At 68.1% G+C, this 20,505-nt stretch carries 18 protein-coding genes and 1 pseudogene; 9 read left to right on the top strand and 10 right to left on the bottom strand.

Features of this window, described 5'->3' with window-relative positions; genetic code table 11:
- Positions 1–5: 5 nt before the first annotated feature.
- Complete coding sequence (locus OHA21_RS37410) at positions 6–3,101, bottom strand: DUF3427 domain-containing protein (RefSeq protein ID WP_328463239.1); 3,096 nt, start codon at positions 3,099–3,101, stop codon at positions 6–8.
- Between OHA21_RS37410 and OHA21_RS37405 the strand changes: the two genes are divergently transcribed.
- From OHA21_RS37405 to OHA21_RS37390, 4 genes and pseudogenes are all read left to right on the top strand, one after another.
- A complete protein-coding gene (locus tag OHA21_RS37405) occupies positions 3,042–4,034 on the top strand; it encodes a phosphoribosylaminoimidazolesuccinocarboxamide synthase (protein WP_328463237.1) in 993 nt (330 codons plus the stop codon). The genes OHA21_RS37410 and OHA21_RS37405 overlap by 60 nt on opposite strands.
- A 321-nt stretch (positions 4,035–4,355) precedes the next feature.
- A complete protein-coding gene (locus OHA21_RS37400) occupies positions 4,356–6,560 on the top strand; it encodes an LLM class flavin-dependent oxidoreductase (protein WP_328463235.1) in 2,205 nt (734 codons plus the stop codon).
- 111 nt (positions 6,561–6,671) lie between these two features.
- A pseudogene (locus OHA21_RS37395) lies at positions 6,672–7,527 on the top strand (IS5 family transposase).
- Positions 7,528–7,771: 244 nt separating this feature from the next.
- On the top strand, positions 7,772–8,431 hold the full coding sequence (locus tag OHA21_RS37390; RefSeq protein WP_328463233.1) for a hypothetical protein: 660 nt from the start codon (positions 7,772–7,774) through the stop codon (positions 8,429–8,431).
- Here OHA21_RS37390 and OHA21_RS37385 read toward each other — a convergent pair.
- A complete protein-coding gene (locus tag OHA21_RS37385; protein ID WP_328463231.1) occupies positions 8,428–9,774 on the bottom strand; it encodes a serine/threonine-protein kinase in 1,347 nt (448 codons plus the stop codon). The genes OHA21_RS37390 and OHA21_RS37385 overlap by 4 nt on opposite strands.
- Positions 9,775–9,809: 35 nt before the next feature.
- Here OHA21_RS37385 and OHA21_RS37380 point away from each other — a divergent pair, with 35 nt between their 5' ends.
- A complete protein-coding gene (locus OHA21_RS37380) occupies positions 9,810–10,361 on the top strand; it encodes an RNA polymerase sigma factor (protein WP_328463229.1) in 552 nt (183 codons plus the stop codon).
- On the opposite strand, the gene OHA21_RS37375 is transcribed toward OHA21_RS37380, so the two are convergent.
- Positions 10,358–10,543: a hypothetical protein gene (locus tag OHA21_RS37375; protein WP_328463227.1), complete on the bottom strand. Its 186-nt coding sequence runs from the start codon at positions 10,541–10,543 to the stop codon at positions 10,358–10,360. The two genes, OHA21_RS37380 and OHA21_RS37375, sit on opposite strands and share 4 nt — an antisense overlap.
- Positions 10,540–10,839 carry a hypothetical protein gene (locus OHA21_RS37370; RefSeq protein ID WP_328463225.1) on the bottom strand — a complete coding sequence of 100 codons (300 nt, stop codon included), beginning with the start codon at positions 10,837–10,839 and terminating at the stop codon, positions 10,540–10,542. The genes OHA21_RS37375 and OHA21_RS37370 overlap by 4 nt, the downstream gene beginning before the upstream one ends.
- A 287-nt stretch (positions 10,840–11,126) precedes the next feature.
- Between OHA21_RS37370 and OHA21_RS37365 the strand changes: the two genes are divergently transcribed.
- Entirely contained in the window at positions 11,127–12,017 is an 891-nt protein-coding gene (locus OHA21_RS37365; RefSeq protein ID WP_328463224.1) for a helix-turn-helix domain-containing protein, read from the top strand.
- Positions 12,018–12,146: 129 nt separating this feature from the next.
- Here the strand turns inward: OHA21_RS37365 and OHA21_RS37360 are convergent, their stop codons facing one another.
- Positions 12,147–12,383 carry a DUF397 domain-containing protein gene (locus OHA21_RS37360; RefSeq protein ID WP_328463222.1) on the bottom strand — a complete coding sequence of 79 codons (237 nt, stop codon included), beginning with the start codon at positions 12,381–12,383 and terminating at the stop codon, positions 12,147–12,149.
- A 257-nt stretch (positions 12,384–12,640) separates the two neighbouring features.
- Here OHA21_RS37360 and OHA21_RS37355 point away from each other — a divergent pair, with 257 nt between their 5' ends.
- Both OHA21_RS37355 and OHA21_RS37350 read left to right on the top strand, forming a co-directional pair.
- Positions 12,641–12,889, top strand: coding sequence for a hypothetical protein (locus OHA21_RS37355; RefSeq protein ID WP_328463220.1), 249 nt, complete (start codon positions 12,641–12,643; stop codon positions 12,887–12,889).
- Between the two features lie 88 nt (positions 12,890–12,977).
- The gene (locus OHA21_RS37350; RefSeq protein WP_328463218.1) at positions 12,978–13,256 is read left to right on the top strand and encodes a hypothetical protein; all 279 of its coding nucleotides are present in this window, start codon (positions 12,978–12,980) and stop codon (positions 13,254–13,256) included.
- An 802-nt stretch (positions 13,257–14,058) separates the two neighbouring features.
- On the opposite strand, the gene OHA21_RS37345 is transcribed toward OHA21_RS37350, so the two are convergent.
- From OHA21_RS37345 to OHA21_RS37330, 4 genes are all read right to left on the bottom strand, one after another.
- Positions 14,059–14,868: an SAM-dependent methyltransferase gene (locus tag OHA21_RS37345; protein ID WP_328478787.1), complete on the bottom strand. Its 810-nt coding sequence runs from the start codon at positions 14,866–14,868 to the stop codon at positions 14,059–14,061.
- 128 nt (positions 14,869–14,996) lie between these two features.
- The gene (locus tag OHA21_RS37340; RefSeq protein ID WP_328463216.1) at positions 14,997–16,583 is read right to left on the bottom strand and encodes a diguanylate cyclase; all 1,587 of its coding nucleotides are present in this window, start codon (positions 16,581–16,583) and stop codon (positions 14,997–14,999) included.
- A gap of 319 nt (positions 16,584–16,902) precedes the next feature.
- Complete coding sequence (locus OHA21_RS37335) at positions 16,903–18,465, bottom strand: MDR family MFS transporter (protein WP_328463214.1); 1,563 nt, start codon at positions 18,463–18,465, stop codon at positions 16,903–16,905.
- A complete protein-coding gene (locus OHA21_RS37330) occupies positions 18,462–18,995 on the bottom strand; it encodes a MarR family winged helix-turn-helix transcriptional regulator (protein ID WP_328463212.1) in 534 nt (177 codons plus the stop codon). The genes OHA21_RS37335 and OHA21_RS37330 overlap by 4 nt, the downstream gene beginning before the upstream one ends.
- Before the next feature lie 105 nt (positions 18,996–19,100).
- Here OHA21_RS37330 and OHA21_RS37325 point away from each other — a divergent pair, with 105 nt between their 5' ends.
- Positions 19,101–19,703, top strand: a complete 603-nt coding sequence (locus OHA21_RS37325) for a TetR/AcrR family transcriptional regulator (protein WP_328463210.1) — start codon at positions 19,101–19,103, stop codon at positions 19,701–19,703.
- A gap of 218 nt (positions 19,704–19,921) precedes the next feature.
- Here the strand turns inward: OHA21_RS37325 and OHA21_RS37320 are convergent, their stop codons facing one another.
- On the bottom strand, positions 19,922–20,479 hold the full coding sequence (locus OHA21_RS37320) for a TetR/AcrR family transcriptional regulator (protein ID WP_328463208.1): 558 nt from the start codon (positions 20,477–20,479) through the stop codon (positions 19,922–19,924).
- Between the last annotated feature and the right edge of the window lie 26 nt (positions 20,480–20,505).

Raw genomic sequence — 20,505 nt, 5'->3', positions numbered from 1 at the left:
TTTTTCTATGCGATAGCAGCGGCGAACTGTGCGTAGAGGTCGCCCGAGAGCGGTTGCTTCAATCTCCAGGTCACTGCCATCGGACGTTCGCCTTCGTGGCTGACGTACGTGGCTGGCCCGAGGAACCAGAAGGCACGCTCGGTGATGTGTGTACGCGCGAAGAGCAAAATCGTGCGGTTCATCGCCACGTGATTCTGATACCGACGCCCGGTCGGGCTGTCAGCCGCAGTGATCGACTGACTCTCCCAGTGGATCAACTCTCGGCTGATCGCGTAGTCCCGATAGCGGGTGGTCGGCGAGAATCCGCCGGTGGTTTTGTCCAGCGTGAAGGCCAGGAGGTCGGCGCCCACGCCCTTAGCGTCGTAAACCCCTTCACGCCAGGGCGGCGTCTTCGCATTGGTGCCTTCACCGACCGCTGCGAGGATCTCCATGCGCGTGTATCGGCTGTGAATCTGCAGCGGTACATCCGGAAGCGCAGGCATCGCCACGTGGTTCGGTGCGTCCTGAAGAGCGAAGAGAAGCTCGCCGAGTTCATCGAGCGCCTGCGGATGGGCCCAGACCAGGTCGACCGCTGTCTCGAGAGAGTCCGTCTTGCCGATGACCTGATCGGTGAGAGAGGCCGTCAGCATTCGCAGCAGGCGACGGTTGGTGCCACTCAACGAATGACTGTTCGGCTTCGCATCGCCAGTGACCATGGCCAGGTACGTGTCCAGGCGCTGCCTGTCGTCGATGTGTTGAAGCCGACCTAGGGCGCGACGCAGGGCCTTGTCATGCGTACCGGCCTGCGCGACCGTCACGTTGGCCGCCTCCAGCAGATCAGACCAGCTGCGGTTGTTGGCATAGATGTCGGCGAGATCGAGGCCGGTCTCGGCCAGGTACTCCGTCAGTGACACAGCGCCCCGCACCTGGTGCAGAACCTGTAGCTCCCGCACCTTAGCCGGCCAAGTGGTCGGCACCGCCTCGCGGATGTTGCGCAGAACGATGTCGCGGGCGACCCGGCTGAGCTCCATGTGACAACCGGCGGGTAGGTAGGGAAATCCGTCCTCGACCGCTCGTTCGACATCTCGACGGGTACCACCCAGCAACGCCCGGTAGCGCAGATCGAACCGGAATTCACGGCGGTGCAGCCCTACGAAGTCCAGCACCGTACAGACGGTCTTGCCTTCCTTCAGTCGCAGACCACGGCCCAGTTGCTGCAGGAACAGCGTGCTGCTGTCCGTCGGTCGGAGGAACATGACGGTGTCGACCGCGGGAACGTCGACGCCTTCATTGAAGAGATCGACGGAGAAGACGACCTGGATCGTCCCCCTCTCCAAGCCTGCGAGGGCGTTCCGTCGTTCCTCATCCGACGTGGTGCCGGAGACAGCCACGGCTTCCACACCGAGCTTGAGAAACTCTTCGGCCATATAGCGGGCGTGGTCGACGCTGACGCAGAATCCCAGGCAGCGAATGGTCGACAGATCGTCGACGTGTTGCTGGAGTTGGTCGTAGACGAACCGGACCCAGGTGGTGTTTCCGACGTACGTGTGCGTCAGCGCGTCAGTGTCGTAGCCCTGTCCGCGACGCCACGGTACGGCGGTCAGGTCGGTGCCGTCGTGGATGCCGTAGTAGGCGAAGGGCGACAATCTGTGCTGCTCGATCGCATCCCACAACCGCAGTTCTGCGGCGATCCGGTCACCGAACCAGTGCAGGACCGGGAGCCCGTCCGCCCGCTCCGGGGTGGCGGTCAGGCCCAGGAGTTCCCGAGGTTGCAAGTGTTGCAAAACTGCCTCGTAAGACTTCGCGGCAGCGTGATGGAACTCGTCGATGACGACAACATCGAAGTGATCCGGCTTCAAGTGGGCTAGACCGTTGCTGTTCAAGCTCTGAATGGAAGCGAAGACGTGATCGAAGGCCGTCGGGCGTGATCCGCTGACCCACACCTCGCCGAACGAGTAGTCGCGGATGGCTTGCTGGAACGTGCGCAGACTCTGCTCCAGAATCTCGCGGCGGTGCGCGATGAAAAGAAGGCGAGCCCGTGGAAGCCGCTGCCGGAGGCGGGCGTAGTCAACCGCTGCCATGACTGTCTTCCCGGTGCCGGTTGCCGAGACCAGGAGGTTCCGGTGGTGCCCGTTCTGGCGAGACACCTCGACCTGCTCCAGCATGCGCTCCTGGAAGGGTTCGAGGCGGATTTCGATAGGGCTGAGGAAGGTGTGGTGCCGCTCGTCGCGTCGCCGGCCGCGATCAACCTCGCGGCGGAACTCCTCCTCGACATAGGGGACGAAGTCGCCGTTCTGCCAGTAGGTCTCGAAGACTGCGGCGATCTTGTCGACCACGTCGGGGTTGCGGGCAGCGGATACGCGTACGTTCCACTCCTTGCCGTCGACCTGGGCGGAGTGGGTCAGGTTCGAGGAACCCACATATGCCGTGCTCAACGCGGAACGTCGGTGGAACAGCCAAGCCTTGGCGTGCAGCCGCGTGGTGGCCAGGTCGTAGGAGACTCGTACCTCGGCGCCCAGTTCGCTGAGGAGCGAAAGGGCCTCGAGTTCGGTCGAGCCGGTGTAGGTGGTGGTCAGCACTCGGAACGGTTTACCGAGTTCCCGGTGTCTGCGGAGAGAGGTGAGGAGGGGACGAAGGCCGCTGCGTCGGATGAAAGCCATCAGCACATCGATGGAGTCCGCCGAATCGATCTCGGTGAGGATCTGGTTTCCCACTCGAGGCTCACCGGGTGCATTGGTGAGCAGGGTCGTGTCCACGAGCGGAATGAGCGGGCGCCGAGGAAACAGGACACCGCCGGCCGGATCGTACGAACCGATCGCCGCGAGTGCCCGTCCCGGCTCCTCTGGCCTTTCTAGGTCCGCTCCCGAGCGCGGCAGTCGGGCGTGCAGGGTTTCCAGCACATGCCGCGCGATCTCAACGCCCACCGCAACCCGCTCGGATTCCGGAACAGTGTTGAGGGCTCGCTCGACCTGCCGAGCGACCAGTCGGGCAATCCGGTCGGATGCGTCCGCCGACCGCAATTCCTGCAATTTGACGAGTTCGTCGTTGACGCCGGCCAGCTGATGGAGAAGGGCTTCGGTAATGACATTCTCATAAAGACCGGCAGTCAACTCGTCAGGCACCGGGTCAGTCTGCCGGATCGGGCGACGTCTGGCGGAGGGGCGGGGTTCGATAGCGTGAAACCGCACGCCTACCACCACACCCGAGGGGAAGCTGTGAAGCTCCTGCACTCCGGCAAGGTCCGGGACGTCTATGCCGACGGCGACGACCTCCTCCTGGTCACCTCCGACCGGATCTCGATCTATGACGTCATCCTGCCCACGCCCATCCCGGACAAGGGCAAGATCCTCACCCAGCTCTCCCTCTGGTGGTTCGACCAGCTCGCCGACGTGATCCCCAACCACGTCATCTCCGCCACCGATGTGCCGGCGGAGTTTGCCGGCCGGGCCATTCGGTGTGAGCGCCTGGAGATGGTCATGGTGGAGTGCATCGCGCGCGGCTATCTGGCCGGCTCGGGGCTCAAGGATTACGAGCGGGACCGGGCCGTTTCCGGCAATCCGCTGCCGGAAGGGCTGGTCGAGGCGGCCAAGCTGCCCGAGCCGATCTTCACGCCTAGCACCAAGGAGCCGGTCGGTGGCGGGCACGACGCGCCGTTGACGTTCGAGGAGACGCAGGAGCGGGTGGGGAAGGACCTGGCCGAGGAGCTGCGCCGGGTGACGCTCGAGGTGTACCGGCGGGGGTCTGAGATCGCGGCCGGCAAGGGCATCATCATCGCCGACACGAAGATCGAGGTCGGGCACGGTACGGACGGCCGGTTGAAGCTTGGGGACGAGGTGCTTACGCCGGACTCGTCTCGGTTCTGGGGCGCGGACGAATGGAAGCCGGGCAGTGTGCCGCGCTACCTCGACAAGCAGTTCCTGCGGGACTGGTCGGCGGGGCTCGCCGAATGGAACCGGACCGCGCCCGGCCCGGAGATTCCGGACGAGGTGGTCGAAGCCACCCGCAACAGGTACATCGAGGTCTACGAACGCCTGACGGGCGACCGCTGGCGATGAAGGAACCGGCCCGGCGGCATGCCGCCGGGCCGAAAAGGGTCAGGCCCACTGCACCGTGGTCTCCGGAGACAGCCGCGGCAGCCGATCCCGCCAAGGCCGCTCCCCGGGGTGACCGAGGTTGACCACCGCGAGCGACCGGAACCGGCCGTCCGGGAAGAACTCCGCGTCAGTTCCTCGTTGGCCTCGTGAACGTCGAACAGGCCCGGGCTCGGTGGGAAGACCTGCGGCACGTGCCGCATCACGCTCACAGCAGGTCAGAGGCGCCTTCTCCGCCGCTGTCATAGCGATCAAGCCTACCGGCAGGAGCACTACGATCAACGGGTGGATTACGGCCACCCGCTGCAGTTCGGGACCTTCCTGACCCCCTCCAACGCCGACCCGCAGGCGGTCGTCGAACGGGCCCGCCTCAGCGAGGAACTCGGCTATGACCTGGTCACTTTCCAGGACCATCCGTATCAGCCGGGCTTCCTCGACACCTGGACCCTGTTGACCTGGGTGGCCGCCCGGACCGAGCGGATCGGTCTGGCGGGCAACGTGCTCAACGTACCGATGCGCCCTGCTCCTGTGCTGGCCCGCGCGGCTGCCGGCCTGGACCTTCTCTCCGGAGGCCGGCTCGCGCTCGGCCTCGGTGCCGGTGGTTTCTGGGACGCCATGGAGGCGATGGGTGTCACCCGGCGCTCGCCGGGCGAGTCGGTGGACCAGCTCAGCGAGGCGATCGACGTGATCCGCGAGTTGTGGCGCACCGACGAACGGGCCCAGCTGCGCTACGGCGGCACCTATTTCCGGCTGACCGGCGCGAAACGCGGTCCGGCGCCGGCACACCAGGTCCCGATCTGGGTCGGGGCGTACGGCCCGCGCATGCTCCGCCTGGTCGGAGCGAAGGCCGACGGCTGGCTGCCGTCCCTCTCCTACCTCAAGCCCGGCGCGCTGGAGACCGGCAACGAGATCATCGACGAGGCAGCCCGAGCCGCCGGACGGGATCCGCGCGAGATCCGCCGGCTCCTGAACGTCTTCGGCGACCCGGCCAAGTCCGCCGCCCAGTGGGTCGACGAGTTGGTCCCGTTCGCCCTGGACCACGGGATCGGCACGTTCATCCTCGGCTCGGACGACCCGGACGAACTGGAACTTTTCGCGACCGAGGTGATCCCGGCCGTACGCGCCGCGGTGGGCCGGCGCAGCACCGAGGTGATGCGTCCCGCGGCCGCGCTGGCGAAGCGCCGCGACGGCATCGACTACGACGGCCTGCCGGCCGAACTCGCTGCCGTGGCGATCGAGCCCGGCGACTTCGAGTACGCCCGGGTCCGCTCCACCTATCTCCGCGGCGGCGCACCCGGCCTGGTACTGCAGCCGCGGACCGTCGACGAGGTGGTCGCGGCCGTCGCGTTCGCCCGCGACCAGGAGGTTCCGCTGGCGGTCCGCAGCGGTGGGCACGGCATCAGCGGCCGCTCGACAAACGATGGCGGCATCGTCATCGACGTCGCAAAGCTCAACTCCATCGAGGTCCTCGATGCAGGGAGCCGCCTGGTCCGCATCGAGGCCGGCGCCCGCTGGAAGGACGTCGCCGCGGCACTCGCGCCGCACGGCTGGGCGCTGAGCAGCGGCGACTACGGCGGCGTCGGGGTCGGCGGGCTCGCCACCGCCGGCGGCATCGGCTGGCTGGCCCGGGAACACGGCCTCACGATCGACCGGATGCGCGCCGCCGAACTCGTCCTCGCCGACGGCACCCGGCTCCGCGCCGACGCGAACGAGAACGCCGACCTGTTCTGGGCGATCCGCGGCGCGGGCGCGAACTTCGGGGTAGTCACCGCCTTCGAGTTCGAGGTCGACGAGGTCGGGCCGGTGGGTTTCGGGCAGTTCGTCCTCGACGCCGCCGACGGCGCCGGCCTGCTGGAGAGTTGGGGCGCCGCGATGGAGGCCGCTCCGCGCGACGTGACCACCAACCTGATCATGGGCCCGCCCCGGCGTGGCCACGCTCTGGCGCAGATCTACGGCGTCGTCGACTCCGCCGACCCGGACACGATCATCGACCGTTTCACCCCGATCGCCGGCGTAGCGCCGCTTCTGCAGCAGCAGGTCCAATTAGTACCGTACGCCGGAGTGATGAACGTCCCCGACGCCCCGCACGACGGCCAGGGCGAACCGGCGGTCCGATCCGGCCTGATCGACCACCTGACCCCGGAGTTCTGCGCCGCTGCGGCCAAGCTGATCACGTCCGGCACGGTCTACTTCTTTCAGGTCCGCTCGGTGGGCGGCGCCGTCGCCGACGTCCCCTCCGAAGCCACCGCCTACGCCCACCGCGCCGCCAACTTCTCGGTCGTCGCCTTCGGCGGATCAAAAGCCTTGCTGGACCGCGCTTGGCACGACCTCGCCCCGCATTTCCGCGGCCTCTACCTCTCCTTCGAGACCGACCAGAGCCCCGAGCGCATCACCGAAGCGTGGCCGCCGGCAACCCTCACCCGCCTCCGCGCGCTCAAGCACCGCTACGACCCGCAAAACCTCTTCAGAGACAACTTCAACATCATTTAAGAGCGTCCGGCGATAGGTCCAAGATCCGGACATGCGGGGCCTGCGAGCAGCGAACAGGCACGGGTCCATTGATCATCGGAGTTCTCTACGCTTCGTGACCGATGGAGTCCCGTGCCTGCGCTGCCATCTTCGTTGTTCGAACCTGTCTGGGTCCAGTTCGCCGCGCTGTGGCCTGAACGACCCGAGTTCGATCCGTCGCATCCGCTGGGCTGCCACCGCCGCCGGATCCCGGACCGGGTGGTGTTCGAGCGATGTCATCGCGGCTCTGGTTCACGGCTCCGGCTATGAACGCGTCGCGTCGGCTGCCTGTTCGGATCGGACCATCCGCCGCCGTCTGCGGGCGTGGGCCGCTGCCGGTCTCGGTGAACAGGTCCATGAGTTGGCCCTGGATGCCTATGACCGGATGATCGGCCTGGATCTGGCCGACGTCAGCGCCGACGGCGCGATCACGAAAGCGCCGTGCGGCGGTGACCGGGCCGGCCGGTCTCCTGTCGACCGCGGCAAGGGCGGCATGAAGCGCTCGACCGGTGTGGACGGCTACGGGATCCCGCTCGGGATCGTCGGCGCCCCGGCGAACCGGCACGACTCGCCGCTGCTGCGCGACACCTTCCAAGCGTGCAGCACCCAGCTCCGTTACTACTGGCCTGAGCAGGTCACTGCCCACCTGGATCGTGGTTACGACAGCAAACGCAGCCGGGAACTGCTCGACGAGATCGGCTTCGACGCCCAGATCGCCCGCAAGGGCGTGCCCGCCCCGATCCAGATCGGCAAACGCTGGGTGGTCGAGCGGACGAACTCGTGGATGAACGGCTTCGGCAAGATCCGCCGCTGCACCGACCGCAACGCCCAGATCATCGACTTCTACCTGTACCTCGCCGCCGCGATCGTCACGATCCGTCAACTCATCCAACGAGCCCGCACGCTCTACCGCTGGGACACCAGACCCACCACCCGCCGGCTCAGGTGAAACCTATTGCCGGTCGCTCTAAACCGATATTTCTACGAGTGGCGGGTCCCACCGAATCCACACCTGCACCGCTCTACCAGCGCGATCAAGCACGCCTCCCGGCCGCAGCCGCGACCGCCGGGGGCGATCAGTGGTCGAGGTCCACGCCGTTACCCACTCGTGATCTCCAATCCAGAACCAGGTCTGGAACCTCTGCATCGCACTATCTGACAGAGCACGAGAGATGCAGAGAAGAGACACCACGATGCGACGCACGATTCCGTTCCTCGGCGCGATCCTCGGCCTGGCGCTGGTCGCCACCGGCTGCACCTCCGGGCCTGAGCAGGTCGCGGGTGCGGCCGCCCCGGCCGCGGGCGTGACCGAGTCGCCGAGCGCGGCGGCGAGCCCGTCGGCGGCGAGTTCGGCGGCCGCGAGCGTGGATGCGTCGCCGGTAGCGACTGCCACCGCGAAGACGACGACTGAGCCGGCCGAGAACTCGCTGGTCATCGGCCCGGACGGAATGGGCGCGCTCAAGTTGGGCATGAGCCGGAAGGCGCTGCTGGCCACCGGGCTGGTCGAGGTGCGGAAGGTGGACCCGGACGCGCTGCCGAGCAACTGCGCGCAGGATCTCGCCATGAAGGACGACGAGAAAGGCATCTTCTTCAACGAAGAACTCGGCATCGTCGTCCTCCACGCCCGCAGCGGTGTGGTCACGCCGGAGGGAGTCCGGATCGGCAGCACCATCAAGCAGGCGCAGCGCGCCTACCCGAAGGCGTTCGACACGGTCGGCGAGCGGGAGTACGGCGAGTCGCGCGTGACCGTTCCGGGCAACAGCAAGGCGAACTACGGGTTCGGCCTCGCGAACGACAACAAGATCAAGAGCATCTGGATCGAGCTGAAGAGCCAGCCCGGCTGCATCGGCTAGGCCCGCGTCAGGCGGACGGTGCGGAGGATCTCGTCAGTGCGGTCTACGGGGGTGGACTGCCGGATCTGGACGTACAAGGTGCCGCCGCCGGTGTTGAGCAGCGTCTCGCTGTAGGAGACCGACGATCCCGCGCAGTCGGTCCACCGCTCGATCGGCCGGACCAGCCCGGCGAGGCGAGCCGGGCGGTCGGGAGCACGAACACAGTCGGGGTGCGCGGGAAGCTTCGCTCCGACGGCCGGGCCGGTCAGGCCGGCGAAGACACCCGGCTGGTCGTTTCCCGGAGCGGTCCACGACTCCAGATCAGCGCCGACCAATAGGCCACGCTGGGTGCTCGACGGTAGGCCGACGGCGGCCGGATCCCAGCCGCTGCCCTTGACCTGGCGCGCCCAGTCGGCGGGCACAGCGACGGAAACTGTCGAGGACTGGTCGAATACCCGTACCCAATCCTGGGGTGTGCCTTGGGGGTTGATCGCGCCGCCGGCGGCCGCTGTGGCGGCGACCGCGACAGCAACGCCGACCGACCGGCCGAGCCAGCGCAGCGCCCGGCGCCTACGGGACGGGCGAGGATCGATCGCCTGGTCCAGGGCCTCGGCGAGCGCGTCGGTGGTCGGCCAGCGACGTTTCCGATCCGGGTCGAGGGCGCGCAACACGATCCGGTCGATCTCGCGGGAGACGCCGGGCCGCAGCTTCGAGGGCGGCACCGCGCCGGCGCCGGGCGTCCGGCCGGTCAGCATCTGGTACGTCATCGCGCCGATCGCGTGCACATCGGCGCGCACGTCCAGACCGCCACCCGGCAGTTGCTGCTCCGGCGCCATGTAGCCGGGCGTGCCGGCCACCACGGTGAACCCCGAGGCCTGCGCGATCGACTTGGCGAGCCCGAGATCCGCCACCAGCACCCGCTCGTGACCACGCACTGTGTCAAAAAGGACATTCGACGGCTTGAGATCGCGGTGCAGAACGCCGGACTCGTGCAGAACCGTAACGGCCTGGGCGATCTCGGCCGCGATGCGCAGTGCGACGCGGACCGGCAGCGGACCGTGCTCGAGACGGTCGGCCAGGGTGCCACCGGCCGCATACGTCATCACCTGGTACGGACGCCCGTCCGGCAGTTCCCCGAAGTCGTGCACCCGGACCAGGCGCTCCGAGTCGGCCCGGCGCAGCACCTGCGCCTCCTGCTCGAAGCGGGCCCGGACATCCGGGTGATGCGCCCAGTTGTCGGCCAGCACCTTGATCGCCACCCGGGACTCCAGGACGTCGTCCTCGGCGAGCCACACCGTGGCGAAAGCGCCGGAGCCCAGCCGTTCGACGACCTGGTACCGACCAATCTTGGGAAGCGTTGACACGCCCGTATTATGAGCCCGGATTCATGGGGGTGATCATGCGGGATGAGCAGCAGGAAGAGCTTGCCCGACGGGCTGCCGGCGGTGATCGGCACGCGCTGGAGGACCTGCTGGCGGCGATCCGTCCGCAAGTGCTCCGTCGGTGCGCCCGCTTCCTACCGTGCTATCAGGACGCTGAAGAGGCCTGTCAGGACGTCCTGATGCAGGTGGCCCGGAACATCGGCGGCTTCGAGGGCCGTGCGAAATTCAGCACCTGGCTGCACGTCGTGATCGCCAACAGCGCGCGGCAGACGTACCGAACTCTCAAGCGGCGTGCGGCGGAGCAGGCGCACGAGACGCCGCCGGTCGACGTGGCCGACCCGCGAACCACCAGCGTGATCGCCGGATCCCGGCTCGACCTGCTCGACGCTCTGGAACGGCTCGAGGCCCGCAAGGCGGAACTGGTCGCGCCGATGGTGCTGCGTGACATCTGCCAGCTGGACTATCGGGAGATCGCCGAGCAACTCGGCATCCCGGAGGGAACCGTGAAGTCACGGATCCATCAGGCGCGCGGTCAGGTGCGCGAATATCTGCTGGCGGGGATGAGTTAGAAGGTTTTCGCGGTCGCGGGCTCCTCGTGCCAGTGCACTCCGGCCGGGCATGCGCCGCAGGTGAGCTGCTCACCGCAGGTGGGGCACCAGTCGTTGGTGCGCCGCAAATACCACCCCAGGGCCACGCCGGAGAAGAGGCTCAGGAGGCCCACCACTGCTGAGATCGTGACTGCCCCGGTCATACCAGCGGACTCCGTCGGACCAGATGGAGGCCGCGCTGGTCGAGCGCGGGGTCGCTGTCGGCGCGAGAAGTCACATATGGCGCAGTGAAGGTGTCGACGCCGGTGCCGGGGTGGCTGCCCGGGCGATAGGTCACCGTGACCGCTCGTGGGGAGGCCGCCTCGATGATCCCGGCACGCCAGCCGTCCCGGTAGACCCACACCGGATCGGCCGGGCGGTAGCTCTCGGCCGGCGCCACGTCCGCAGGATCACGCTGCGGCGGGGTGACGGTCGGCGTGGATGCCTTCCAGTGCGACATGTGGTGCCTCCTAGATCTGGCGAGGCGGGGTGTCGGGGGGCGACAGGTGACGGCAACCAAGCACATCGGCCGAGCAGCCTTACATTTCGGCACGCTGTGTTAGCAGTCGGTACGTGTCTGTCAGCTATCATGCTCGTCATCAAGTGCGTTCGCAAGGCCGGATGCACGTGCATCCGGCGCGCGCAAACGCGCGAAGCCACACTCGAGCTGGTTTCGCACGGGACGATCTCGGCTCTAGGATGCGTAGGACTGCATCGTGCAGTCACAGACCAGCGACGAGGAGTCAGGTGAGCGCGGGTTCGCAGGAGGAGGCGCCGGGCGGCGGCCCAACCGTGCTGCGTATCCTGCTCGGCTCCCAGCTTCGCAAGCTGCGGGAGACGCGAGGGATCACCCGTGAGGCAGCCGGGTATGAGATCCGTGCCTCCGGATCCAAGATCAGCCGGATGGAACTGGGTCGCGTCAGCTTCAAGGAACGCGACGTCGCCGACCTGTTGACCATGTATGGCGTGGCCGACAGCGAGGAGCGCGACGCGCTGATCGGGCTGGCCCGTCAGGCCAACAACCCGGGCTGGTGGCACCACTTCAGCGATGTCCTTCCCGGTTGGTTCCAGTCCTATCTGGGGCTGGAAGCGGCCGCCTCGCTGATCCGGACCTACGAGATCCAGTTCGTGCCGGGCCTCCTGCAGACGCCGGAGTACGCGCGGGCTGTCATCATGCTGGGCCACGCCGGCGCGAGCGCCGAGGAGATCGACCGGCGGGTCGAGGTCCGCCGGCACCGGCAGCAGATTCTCACCCGTCCGGGCGCCCCGCAGCTCTGGGCAGTCATCGACGAGGCCGTGCTGCGCCGCCCGATCGGTGGTGTCGAGGTGATGCGCCAGCAGATCGAGTCGCTGATCGAGGCGTCGAAACTGCCGAGCGTGCGGCTTCAGATCATCCCGTTCCACGCGGGTGGGCACGCCGCGGCCGGTGGACCGTTCGCGATCCTGCGGTTCCCCGAGCCGGAGCTGCCCGACGTGGTCTATGTGGAGCAGCTGACCAGCGCGATCTACCTGGACAAGCGTGAGGACGTCGACCATTACGCGATGGCGATGGAGCGGGTGTGCATCGACGCCGAGCCGCCGAACCACACGCCGGAGATCCTCGGAAAGCTGCTGCACGAGGTCGGCCGACCAGCCTGACCTCTGACCTGGAAGCGGCCGGGTCTTGGCTAGACCCGGCCGGAAGACAGGCTCACATGGCGGTCCGGCCGTGGGCGCAGCTGCCCCACGCCTGAAATTGCCCGGCGGCCGGATCGCAGACGACTGGTGTCAGGCGACGAGGTTGTCGAAGTCCCCGTCGCGGACGCCGCCCAAGAACGCTTCGATCTCGGCCCGGGTGTAGATCAGGGCCGCACCCTCGGGGTCCCGGGAGTTGCGCACGGCGACGTCGCCGCTGGGCAGGACGGCGCACTCGACGCAGTTGCCACTTGGGTTGCTGCGACCGCTCTTCTGCCAGGTCACTCCGTCCAACTGGCCGGCGGGCATGCCGTTGACCACGTAGGTCATTCCAAGCTCCCTTGGTATGCCCCGGATCGCCGATCGATCCGGGATCTGTGTCCACACGTGCCTAATTGGGCTGCGATGCAAATGCACGTGCATCTGGCCTTGCGTAGTCACGTGATTCTGAGCATGATAACGCACGTGAGCTCCCAAGGAAGGTCACTTAGGGTGACATCTTTGGGTGATGGGTCGGTCGCGGAGCGACGTCTGCGGCCTCGGCGCGAGGCTCCCTGGCGGGGGCGTCTGAGCGAGAGGTGACGAGTATGTCGGTACCCAACATCGGCCCCGAACATCCCGATCCGGGCGACCCCGGCGCGGCCGAGAGCGCGCGCCGGGGCAACCCGCCGGCGGTCTATCGGGACGAGCCGATCACCGATGAGGTGGTCGCAGCCTCGGCTCGGGCCAGTGCGGTGACGCACCGGTTCGGCGGGGTGAGGTATGCACTGAGCCGGCCTGAGGGGACCGTCCCGAAGCCGCCTGCCAAGGAGGGTGAGTCCGACGCGCGCGAGTGAGCTCGTTCGCTGCCGTGCGCAGCGACCTGCCGGGCAGCCATCGGGCCGAGCCCGGTGGACAACTGTTGCGCCACGGATCCGTAACCATGTGTTACGGCCGAGCGGGCCACGCTGGCCGGTGTACGAGTTCGCCGAGTCCGACTACTGCTACGGCGTCGGCCCGATCCGGCTCCGCCTGGTGCGGGTCGACATGCACAGACTGATCCCCCACGACGGCGACACCTGGGTCGGTGTCCGCGGCGTCGTCGTCGACCGTGCGGGACGTGAGGGCGCGGTGCGCGAAATGCTGATCCGGGCGGGCCGCGTGCCCGTCCCGCCGGCCAGCAAGCGCCCCCGTCTACGGGCGTTGCGGAGCACGCCCGTCTGACGCCGGGTGGGCGGTTCGGTTCCCCGTGCCAAGCCGCCCACTCGGTCCAAACGAGAGGGACCCACCGGTCGAACCGGTGGGTCCCTCTCGTTGTCTGGTTCAGGCGGGAACTGCTCGCTGCAGCATCTTGCGCTTGCTGTGCCGGCTTAGATAGATCACTTGAAGAGAGCCAGCAAGCCGGCGATGTTCGACGCGGCCTATGATGCGCCGGCGCCGGCTCCGAGGAATGCGGCGGCCGCAAGCATCAGATGCCGGACTTCCCTCAGATAGCGAAGCGTGACGATGTGGCGACGTTCAGGCTTGCTTCTGTCAGGCGCTTCGGTTGGCGGACGGAATGGTTGACGTACGCTCACTGCGAGTCTCCCTGCGCATTCGGAGAACTCGGAAGGGCGGCACCCGTGGCAGCGGGTGCCGCCGCGCTAGTTACTTTCCGTGAACTAGGCGCTTTCCGAGATCAGGTGGCGCACGCACACTGCCTGCACGTGCGTTGAACTGTGCATTGTCCCGGGATTCTGAGCATGATAACGCACGTAAGATCCCCACGGGGGTCACTTAGGGTGACATCTTTAGGTGATGGATCGGTCGCGAAGCGACGTCCTGCAGGCCTCGGCGAAGGCTTCCTGGCGGGTGTGCGAACAGACGTGAGGAGTGGTCGATACCCAACATCGGCGGTCGGCCCGGATCGGGACAAGCCGGTAATCAATAGGGCATACGGCGTGCTTCGCTGCGCAGCGCAGCTAGTACCGCGGCCTATAGCGGAGGTGTCATCACTCTCAGGTCGCGGCGAGGGGGCGCCGGCGCACTACGGCTTGCGGGCTACGCCGGACCAGTAGTAGGCGGCCTTGGGGTCTACGTCCGGGTCGTCGGGGCGCCAACTGGAGACCGGGACCAGGCCTGGCTCCAGGAGCTCCCAGTCGCCGAAGAAGCGGCCCACGGCCTCCTGGGACCGCGCTACCAAGGTCATTCCGGCGCCGGTTGCGGCGGCGACTGCGGCGTCCACCTCGGCCGGGTTGAAGTCGGCTGTGGGGTGGGTGATCGCGAGGCAGCTGCCGGACGGCAAGGCGTCGCGGATGGCGGCGACCTTCGTCCACGGATCGTCCTCGTCGGCGAGCAGCATGAGGATGGCGATCAGGGTCAGGCCGACCGGCTTGTTCAGGTCGAGGGTGTCCTGCAGCGCGCGGTCGCCCATGATCGAGGCGGGGTCGCGCAGGTCGGCGGAGATGTACTCGCTGCGGCCCTCGGGGCTGCTCAGCATCAGGGCCCGGGCGTGGACCAGCACGATCGGGTCGTTGTCCACATAGACCACGCGGGCCGTCGGCTCGATGGTCTGCGCCACCTCGTGCAGGTTCGGCCGGGTGGGGATGCCGGTGCCGATGTCGAGGAACTGGGTGATGCCTTCCTTCTGCACCAGGTCGCGGGCCACGCGGTGGACGAACTTCCGGTTCTCGCCGGCCATGTAGCGCAGGTTGGGGATGGCTTGAAGCATGGCCTCGCCGACACCGCGGTCGACGGCGAAGTTGTCCTTCCCGCCGAGCCAGTAGTCGTAGATGCGGGCTGAGTGCGGCACGTTGATGTTGACGCCCGGAGGCGCAACTTCACCGGGTCCGGAGATGCCACTGCCCTTGTCCACGACGGCCTCCTTGCGCCTCGACCCCGTTGCCGATCATCGCCGGCCCGTCCAGCCTAACCGCAAACGATTGACCGACTTAAGCCCCGGCGACCGAATATGGCTACTGAGAGTCAGGCAGCGTAGGCGTGCAGATCGCCATGCTGATCCGCGGCCGACACGACGCGATCACGTCCGGCGTGCTTGGCAGCGTACAGGCGACTGTCCGCTGTGGACAGTAGGGATGGCTGGGTGGTGGCGGGCGCCTCGGCCGCGGCGGCCACACCGATACTCACGGTCACCGGGAGGCCACGTGTGATCGGCTTCCAATCGTGTCCGCGAATCACCCGGCGGATGCTGTCCAGCAGGCCGGCGGCCCGGGGAATCGTGGTGTCCGGCAGCACGATCAGGAACTCCTCACCACCCATCCGGGCGACGAAGCCGTCCGGGCAGGCCATCGCGATCTCGCGGGCCAGCAGGTCGGCGACGAGCACCAGGACCTGGTCGCCGACGTTGTGCGAGAGCTGGTCGTTGACCTGCTTGAAGTGGTCGAGGTCGACCAGGGCGACGGTGAGGGCGGGGTCGGACTCGATCAGGCCGGGCAGCCGCTCGTCCACGTACCGGCGGTTGTGCAGGCCGGTCAGCGGATCGCGGCGGGCCTGCTCGCGGAAGCGCTCGGCCTCCTGCCGGGCCTCGGCGGTCTCGAACATGGCCTGCCGGGTCCGGGTACGCGCCTCGCGCTGAACCGAGTGCCGAGCCTGGTACGCGCTGAAGAACACCTTGTGCGCAGCGAACGCCTCGGCGAACTCGCCCCGCGCCGCGTGCAGTTCGGCCTGCTCCTCATGTACGCGTACCAGCAGATCCCCGAGATCACGCTCATGGCACAGTGCCCGCGACTCGTCGAGTGTCGCCTGCGCCCGCTCGTACGCCGCCAGCCCTCGCTGCGCCCTGGCCAGCGTGAGCAGATACATCGCCAGCCCATCGGCGGCGTCGTACCGGCCCTCGGCATGCCGCTCGATGCACTCCTGCATGGTCGTCTCGGCGGCCTCGAACCGCTCGTTGCCGATCTGGATCCAGCCGATGGTGTCGAGGTACGCCGGTTCGAGCAGTTCGCCGCGTTCGGCCGCGAGCCGCTGCAACCGGTCCGCCACCTCCTCGGCGCGTTCCTGGTGGCCGGTGTCGAACTCGGTGAACGCGTAGTTGTTGAGCAGGCAGAGCAGGGCCGGCGACCCGGACTCGACGGCCAGTTGCTCGGCCTGCCGGTACCGGATGCGGGCCGCGTCCATCGAGCCGGCTGCCCAGAGCGCGTCGGCGAGCTTGGTGCGGTGCCAGATGTGCATGTGCGTCGTCGAGTCCTCGTCGAGCAGCTCGACCGCGAGCACGGCGTGTTCCAGGGCCTGTTCGGCGTCGCTCAGGTGCTGGTGGATGTTCGACCAGACCAGATGGGTACGCGCCAGCAGCAGCCGGGCGTCATGGCTGACCGCCCACTGGTGCACCCGCCAGATCTGCGCCGCCGCACCGGACACGTCGCCGGAGCGCAGTCGCATGTTGGCCTGGCAGAGCTGAGCGCGGGCGACCAGCAGCCCGTCGCCGAGGGCCAGCGCAGCCTGCTCGATCTCGATCGAACGGGCCAGCTCGGCCTCCGCGTCCCAGGACCGCTCGTCCTCGATCGCGAGAAGGGCGGCCGAGAGCATCTCGGCATCGGTCGCGAGCGCATCCAACGCGGTACTCCTCTCCCATGCCCGGCCGGAGCCGAGCAGTGCGGGCCGTGGCCCGGCAGCGCTGTGCCGGGGGAAGCCGGGCCGGCCGGAACCGGGCGACGCGGCCGTAGCCGTGCTCGGCCGAAGCATCGACCCTGCCTGCCGCGGGATGAGGGAAACCTCTCCGCTACCCGAGAGTAGCTCTGAGTAAAGGGGCGAATCAGACACGCAGCGGGTGATCCCGGACATGGTGCGGCGCCCGGATCCTCAGGGATCCGGGCGCCGCGTGGAGGAGGGCAAAGCAGTGGAGGCGGGTAGAGCAATGAAGGCGAGGAGAGCCTCAGTCCGCGAAAGCCGGTTCCTTATCGGCCGGCAGGTCGACCGTGGTCCGCAACTTGCTCGGCTTCATCGCGATCGCCGCGATCACGCCGATCACCGCGACACCCATGGAGATCAGGAAGATGTGGCCGGTGGCGTCGCCGTACGCGGCCCGGACGACGTGCTGGATGGCCTCCGGCATGCCGTTCAGGTCCAGCGTGCTGCCGCCGCTGCTGCCGGCCGGTACGCCCATCGCGGTCAACTGCGTGGTGATCGAGTCGGACACCCGGCGGGCGAGGACCGCGCCGAGGATCGAGACGCCGATGGTGCCACCGAGCGACCGGAAGAAGGCGACCGTCGAGCTGGCGGCGCCGATGTCCTTGAGCGACACGGTGTTCTGGACGGCGAGCACCAGGTTCTGCATGGAGAGGCCGACGCCGATACCGACCACGGCCATCGCGGTGCCGATGTACCAGAGCGGGGTGTCGTGGTCCAGGACCGAGAGCCCGGCGAAACCGGCGACCAGGACGATCGTGCCGGTCACTACGTACGGCTTGATCCGGCCGCTCTTGGTGATCATCTTGCCGGCGACGGTGGAGGAGACCAGGATGCCGAACATCATCGGGATCATCAGCAGGCCGGCCTCGGTCGGGCTGTAGCCGCGGCCGATCTGGAAGTACTGCCCCAGGAAGACCGCGCCGCCGAACATCGCCATGCCGACCGCGAGGCTACCGATGATGGCCAGGGCGGTGGTCCGCTCACGGACGATCGGCAGCGGCACCACCGGCTCGGCGACCCGCGACTCGACCCAGGTGGCGAGCGCCAGCAGCAGCACACCGCCGCCGACCATGGCGAAGGTCTGCCAGGAGAGCCAGGCGAACGAGCCGTCGACGAAGGAGATCCAGATCAGGATGACGCTGACGCCGGCGGCGATCAGGGTGGCGCCGAGGTAGTCGATCTTCACATCGTCGCGGCGCATCACCGGCAGGTGCAGGGTCTTCTGCAGGACGGCCAGCGCGATCACCGCGAACGGCGCGCCGATGAAGAAGCACCAGCGCCAGCCCAGCCACGAGGTGTCCACGATCAGGCCGCCGAGCAGCGGGCCGGCGACCGTGGAGAGGGCGAGGACGCCACCGAGGTAACCGTTGTACCGGCCGCGCTCCCGCGGCGGGATCATCGCGGCGATCGCGACCTGGACCAGCGCCTGCACGCCGCCCATGCCGATGCCCTGGAACGCGCGGGCAGCGATCAGCTGCTCGGTGTTCTGCGTGAAGCCGGCCGCCAGTGAACCGATCACGAAGAGCACGATCGAGAGCTGGACCAGCAGTTTCTTGCTGTAGAGGTCGGAGAGCTTGCCCCAGATCGGGGTGGTGGCGGTGGCGGTGAGCAGGGTCGCCGTGACCACCCAGGTGTACTGGGTCTGGCTGCCGTGCAGATCACCGATGATCTTCGGCAGCGCGGTGGAGACGATGGTGGAGCTGGCCATGGCGACGAAGAGCACGAGCAGGAGGCCGGAGAGGGCCTCCATGATCTCGCGGTGCGTCATCTGGCCGTGCTCGGCGCGTGTTTCGGTTGCTGCGCTCATTGCGCGGCCTCCAGACTGGACGAACGGCTGGGCGTGAGACTGGGTGAATCGCTGGGCGTTTCGTTGGGCGCGAGGCCGAACGGATCGCCGGGCGAATGACCGGGTGACGAGACGATCAGGTCGTGGGCGAAGCGGCGCAGAGCCGAGGTGAAGTCGGCGATCTCCTCGGCGCTCCAGTCCTGGAGCGCGGTGGTCAGCCGTGTCTCGTACTGCTTCTGCGCGCTGTCGAGCACCGTCCGGCCCTGGTCGGTGAGGTGCAGGGTGCTGGCCCGCCCGTCGGCCGGGTCCGCGACGCGGGTGACCAGGCCGGCCCGGACCAGTGCGGCGACGGCCCGGCTGATCGTGGACGGGTCGAGGGCGTGCTCGGCGGCCAGGTCCTTCATGTGGCAGGGGCCGGCCCGCTCGTAGTTGCGGATCGCGGCGAGGACGCCGAGGGCCCCGACCGGGACGGCGGTGTTGTGCCGCTGCTTGAGCATCCGGACCGCCTTGAGGACCTCGTGCATCGCGAGCACCAGGGTGTCGTTCCGCATGACCGCCTCCTCGAAATGCTTGATGCATACAACTATCCGCCTAAGGTTGCCCAGTGCGCAAGTTTTCTCATTGGGAACTGAGTCACACGCCGGTAGGCTCAGGTCATGAGTGCGCCGACCAGCGAGCCGGGCCTTCGCGAGCGGAAGAAGGCAGCCACCCGCCAGGCCCTGCACGAGGCGGCGCTCCGGCTCGCGCTCGAGCACGGACCCGACCGGATCACGGTCGAGGCCATCGCGGACGATGCGGGCGTCTCCCGGCGTACCTTTTCGAACTATTTCGCCAACAAAGAGGAAGCGCTCTTCCACGGCCATCGGATGCGCACCGGGCAGTTGCTCGACAAGCTCCGCGCCCGGCCGGCGGCCGAGCCGGCCTGGGCCGCACTCAGCGCGGCCGCCGCGGATTTCTACGGCGAGTTCGGCGATCTAGATCCGGAATGGGCGGCCCAGAGCCGGCTGGTGCGCCGCCATCCATCGCTGGCGGCCGCGCAGGCGCAGGCCTTCGCCGCGATGGAGCGCGAGCTGGCAGAGGCGGTCGCGGTCCGCGTCGGTCAGGAAGACCCCTCGGGCGTACGCGTAGAGCTGATCGCCGCCGTCTTCCTGGCAACCCTGCGCGTCTCACTGAACGTCTGGCTCCAGCACCCGGCCGAGCGGCCCTACCGCGACCTGGTCCGCGAGGCGCTCGCCGAAGCCGGCCGCGGTTTCGCCTGACCCGGGCCACTGAAAGCAGGGCCGCTGATGCAGCCGGGCCGGGCCGCTGGAAGGCAGGCCGCTGAAGCAGGCGGGCCGGCCCGCTGGAAGGCAGGCCGCTGATGCAGCCGTGCCGGGGGAGCGAGAAGGTATGAAGCGCGGCTCCGAGAGGGGGCTTCCCGGAACCGCGCTTGCCGACCACTCTCATACCCGCTGACGTTTGCGAATATTCCTGTTCGTCAACGACTGGCCAGACCGCCCAGTAACAGGGCCAACTGTCGGCGCCAGGCCTGCGGGTCGGCCGAGTGCTGGGCCACCCCGGCGTTGGCCATCATCAGCAGGGCCAGGTCGTGCCGGGTGAAGTCGGCGCGCAGCCGGCCGGCCCGCTGCGCCCGGAGCAGCACGTCCACGGCGCGCTGAGTCGCGGTCATCCGTAACGCGGCCAGCCGTTCGTCGTCGTCGAAGGCGGTGGTGACCAGCAACTCCGCCAAGCCGCGGTCGGTGGCCTGCAGTTCGCAGACCCGGGTGAGGTAGCCGACGAACGCGGCCCACGGGTCCGGGTGTTCGAGGGCCTGTTCGGCGAGGCGCACCGCGGCGGTCATGTGACTCGCGAAGACCTCGGCGATCAGATGCCGGCGGCTGGGGAAACGACGGTAGAGGGTGGCGTTGCCGACGCCGGCCCGGCGGGCGATCTCGTCCAGCGACGCGTCCAGACCCTGCTCGGCGAAGACCTCGCGAGCGGCGTCGAGCAGGGCGGCACGGTTTCGTCGGGCATCCGCGCGTAGCCGGGTGGCCATGCGCCACAGGATACGACTTTCCGGCG

The sequence above is a fragment of the Actinoplanes sp. NBC_00393 genome, assembly GCF_036053395.1.
In the GTDB taxonomy this organism is placed as follows: domain Bacteria; phylum Actinomycetota; class Actinomycetes; order Mycobacteriales; family Micromonosporaceae; genus Actinoplanes.
Note: the sequence above shows the minus strand (reverse complement) of the source record. Positions and strands in the feature narration are given on the sequence as shown.

Bases quoted from the DNA above. Each gene is read 5' to 3' on its own strand.
- OHA21_RS37335 (WP_328463214.1), bottom strand. From the start codon at position 18,465: ATGAGCGCAGCAACCGAAACACGCGCCGAGCACGGCCAGATGACGCAC.
- OHA21_RS37405 (WP_328463237.1), top strand. From the start codon at position 3,042: ATGGAGAAGGGCTTCGGTAATGACATTCTCATAAAGACCGGCAGTCAA.
- OHA21_RS37380 (WP_328463229.1), top strand. From the start codon at position 9,810: ATGCGGGATGAGCAGCAGGAAGAGCTTGCCCGACGGGCTGCCGGCGGT.
- OHA21_RS37375 (WP_328463227.1), bottom strand. From the start codon at position 10,543: ATGACCGGGGCAGTCACGATCTCAGCAGTGGTGGGCCTCCTGAGCCTC.
- OHA21_RS37370 (WP_328463225.1), bottom strand. From the start codon at position 10,839: ATGTCGCACTGGAAGGCATCCACGCCGACCGTCACCCCGCCGCAGCGT.
- OHA21_RS37320 (WP_328463208.1), bottom strand. From the start codon at position 20,479: ATGGCCACCCGGCTACGCGCGGATGCCCGACGAAACCGTGCCGCCCTG.
- OHA21_RS37355 (WP_328463220.1), top strand. From the start codon at position 12,641: ATGTCGGTACCCAACATCGGCCCCGAACATCCCGATCCGGGCGACCCC.
- OHA21_RS37390 (WP_328463233.1), top strand. From the start codon at position 7,772: ATGCGACGCACGATTCCGTTCCTCGGCGCGATCCTCGGCCTGGCGCTG.
- OHA21_RS37330 (WP_328463212.1), bottom strand. From the start codon at position 18,995: ATGCGGAACGACACCCTGGTGCTCGCGATGCACGAGGTCCTCAAGGCG.
- OHA21_RS37325 (WP_328463210.1), top strand. From the start codon at position 19,101: ATGAGTGCGCCGACCAGCGAGCCGGGCCTTCGCGAGCGGAAGAAGGCA.
- OHA21_RS37360 (WP_328463222.1), bottom strand. From the start codon at position 12,383: ATGACCTACGTGGTCAACGGCATGCCCGCCGGCCAGTTGGACGGAGTG.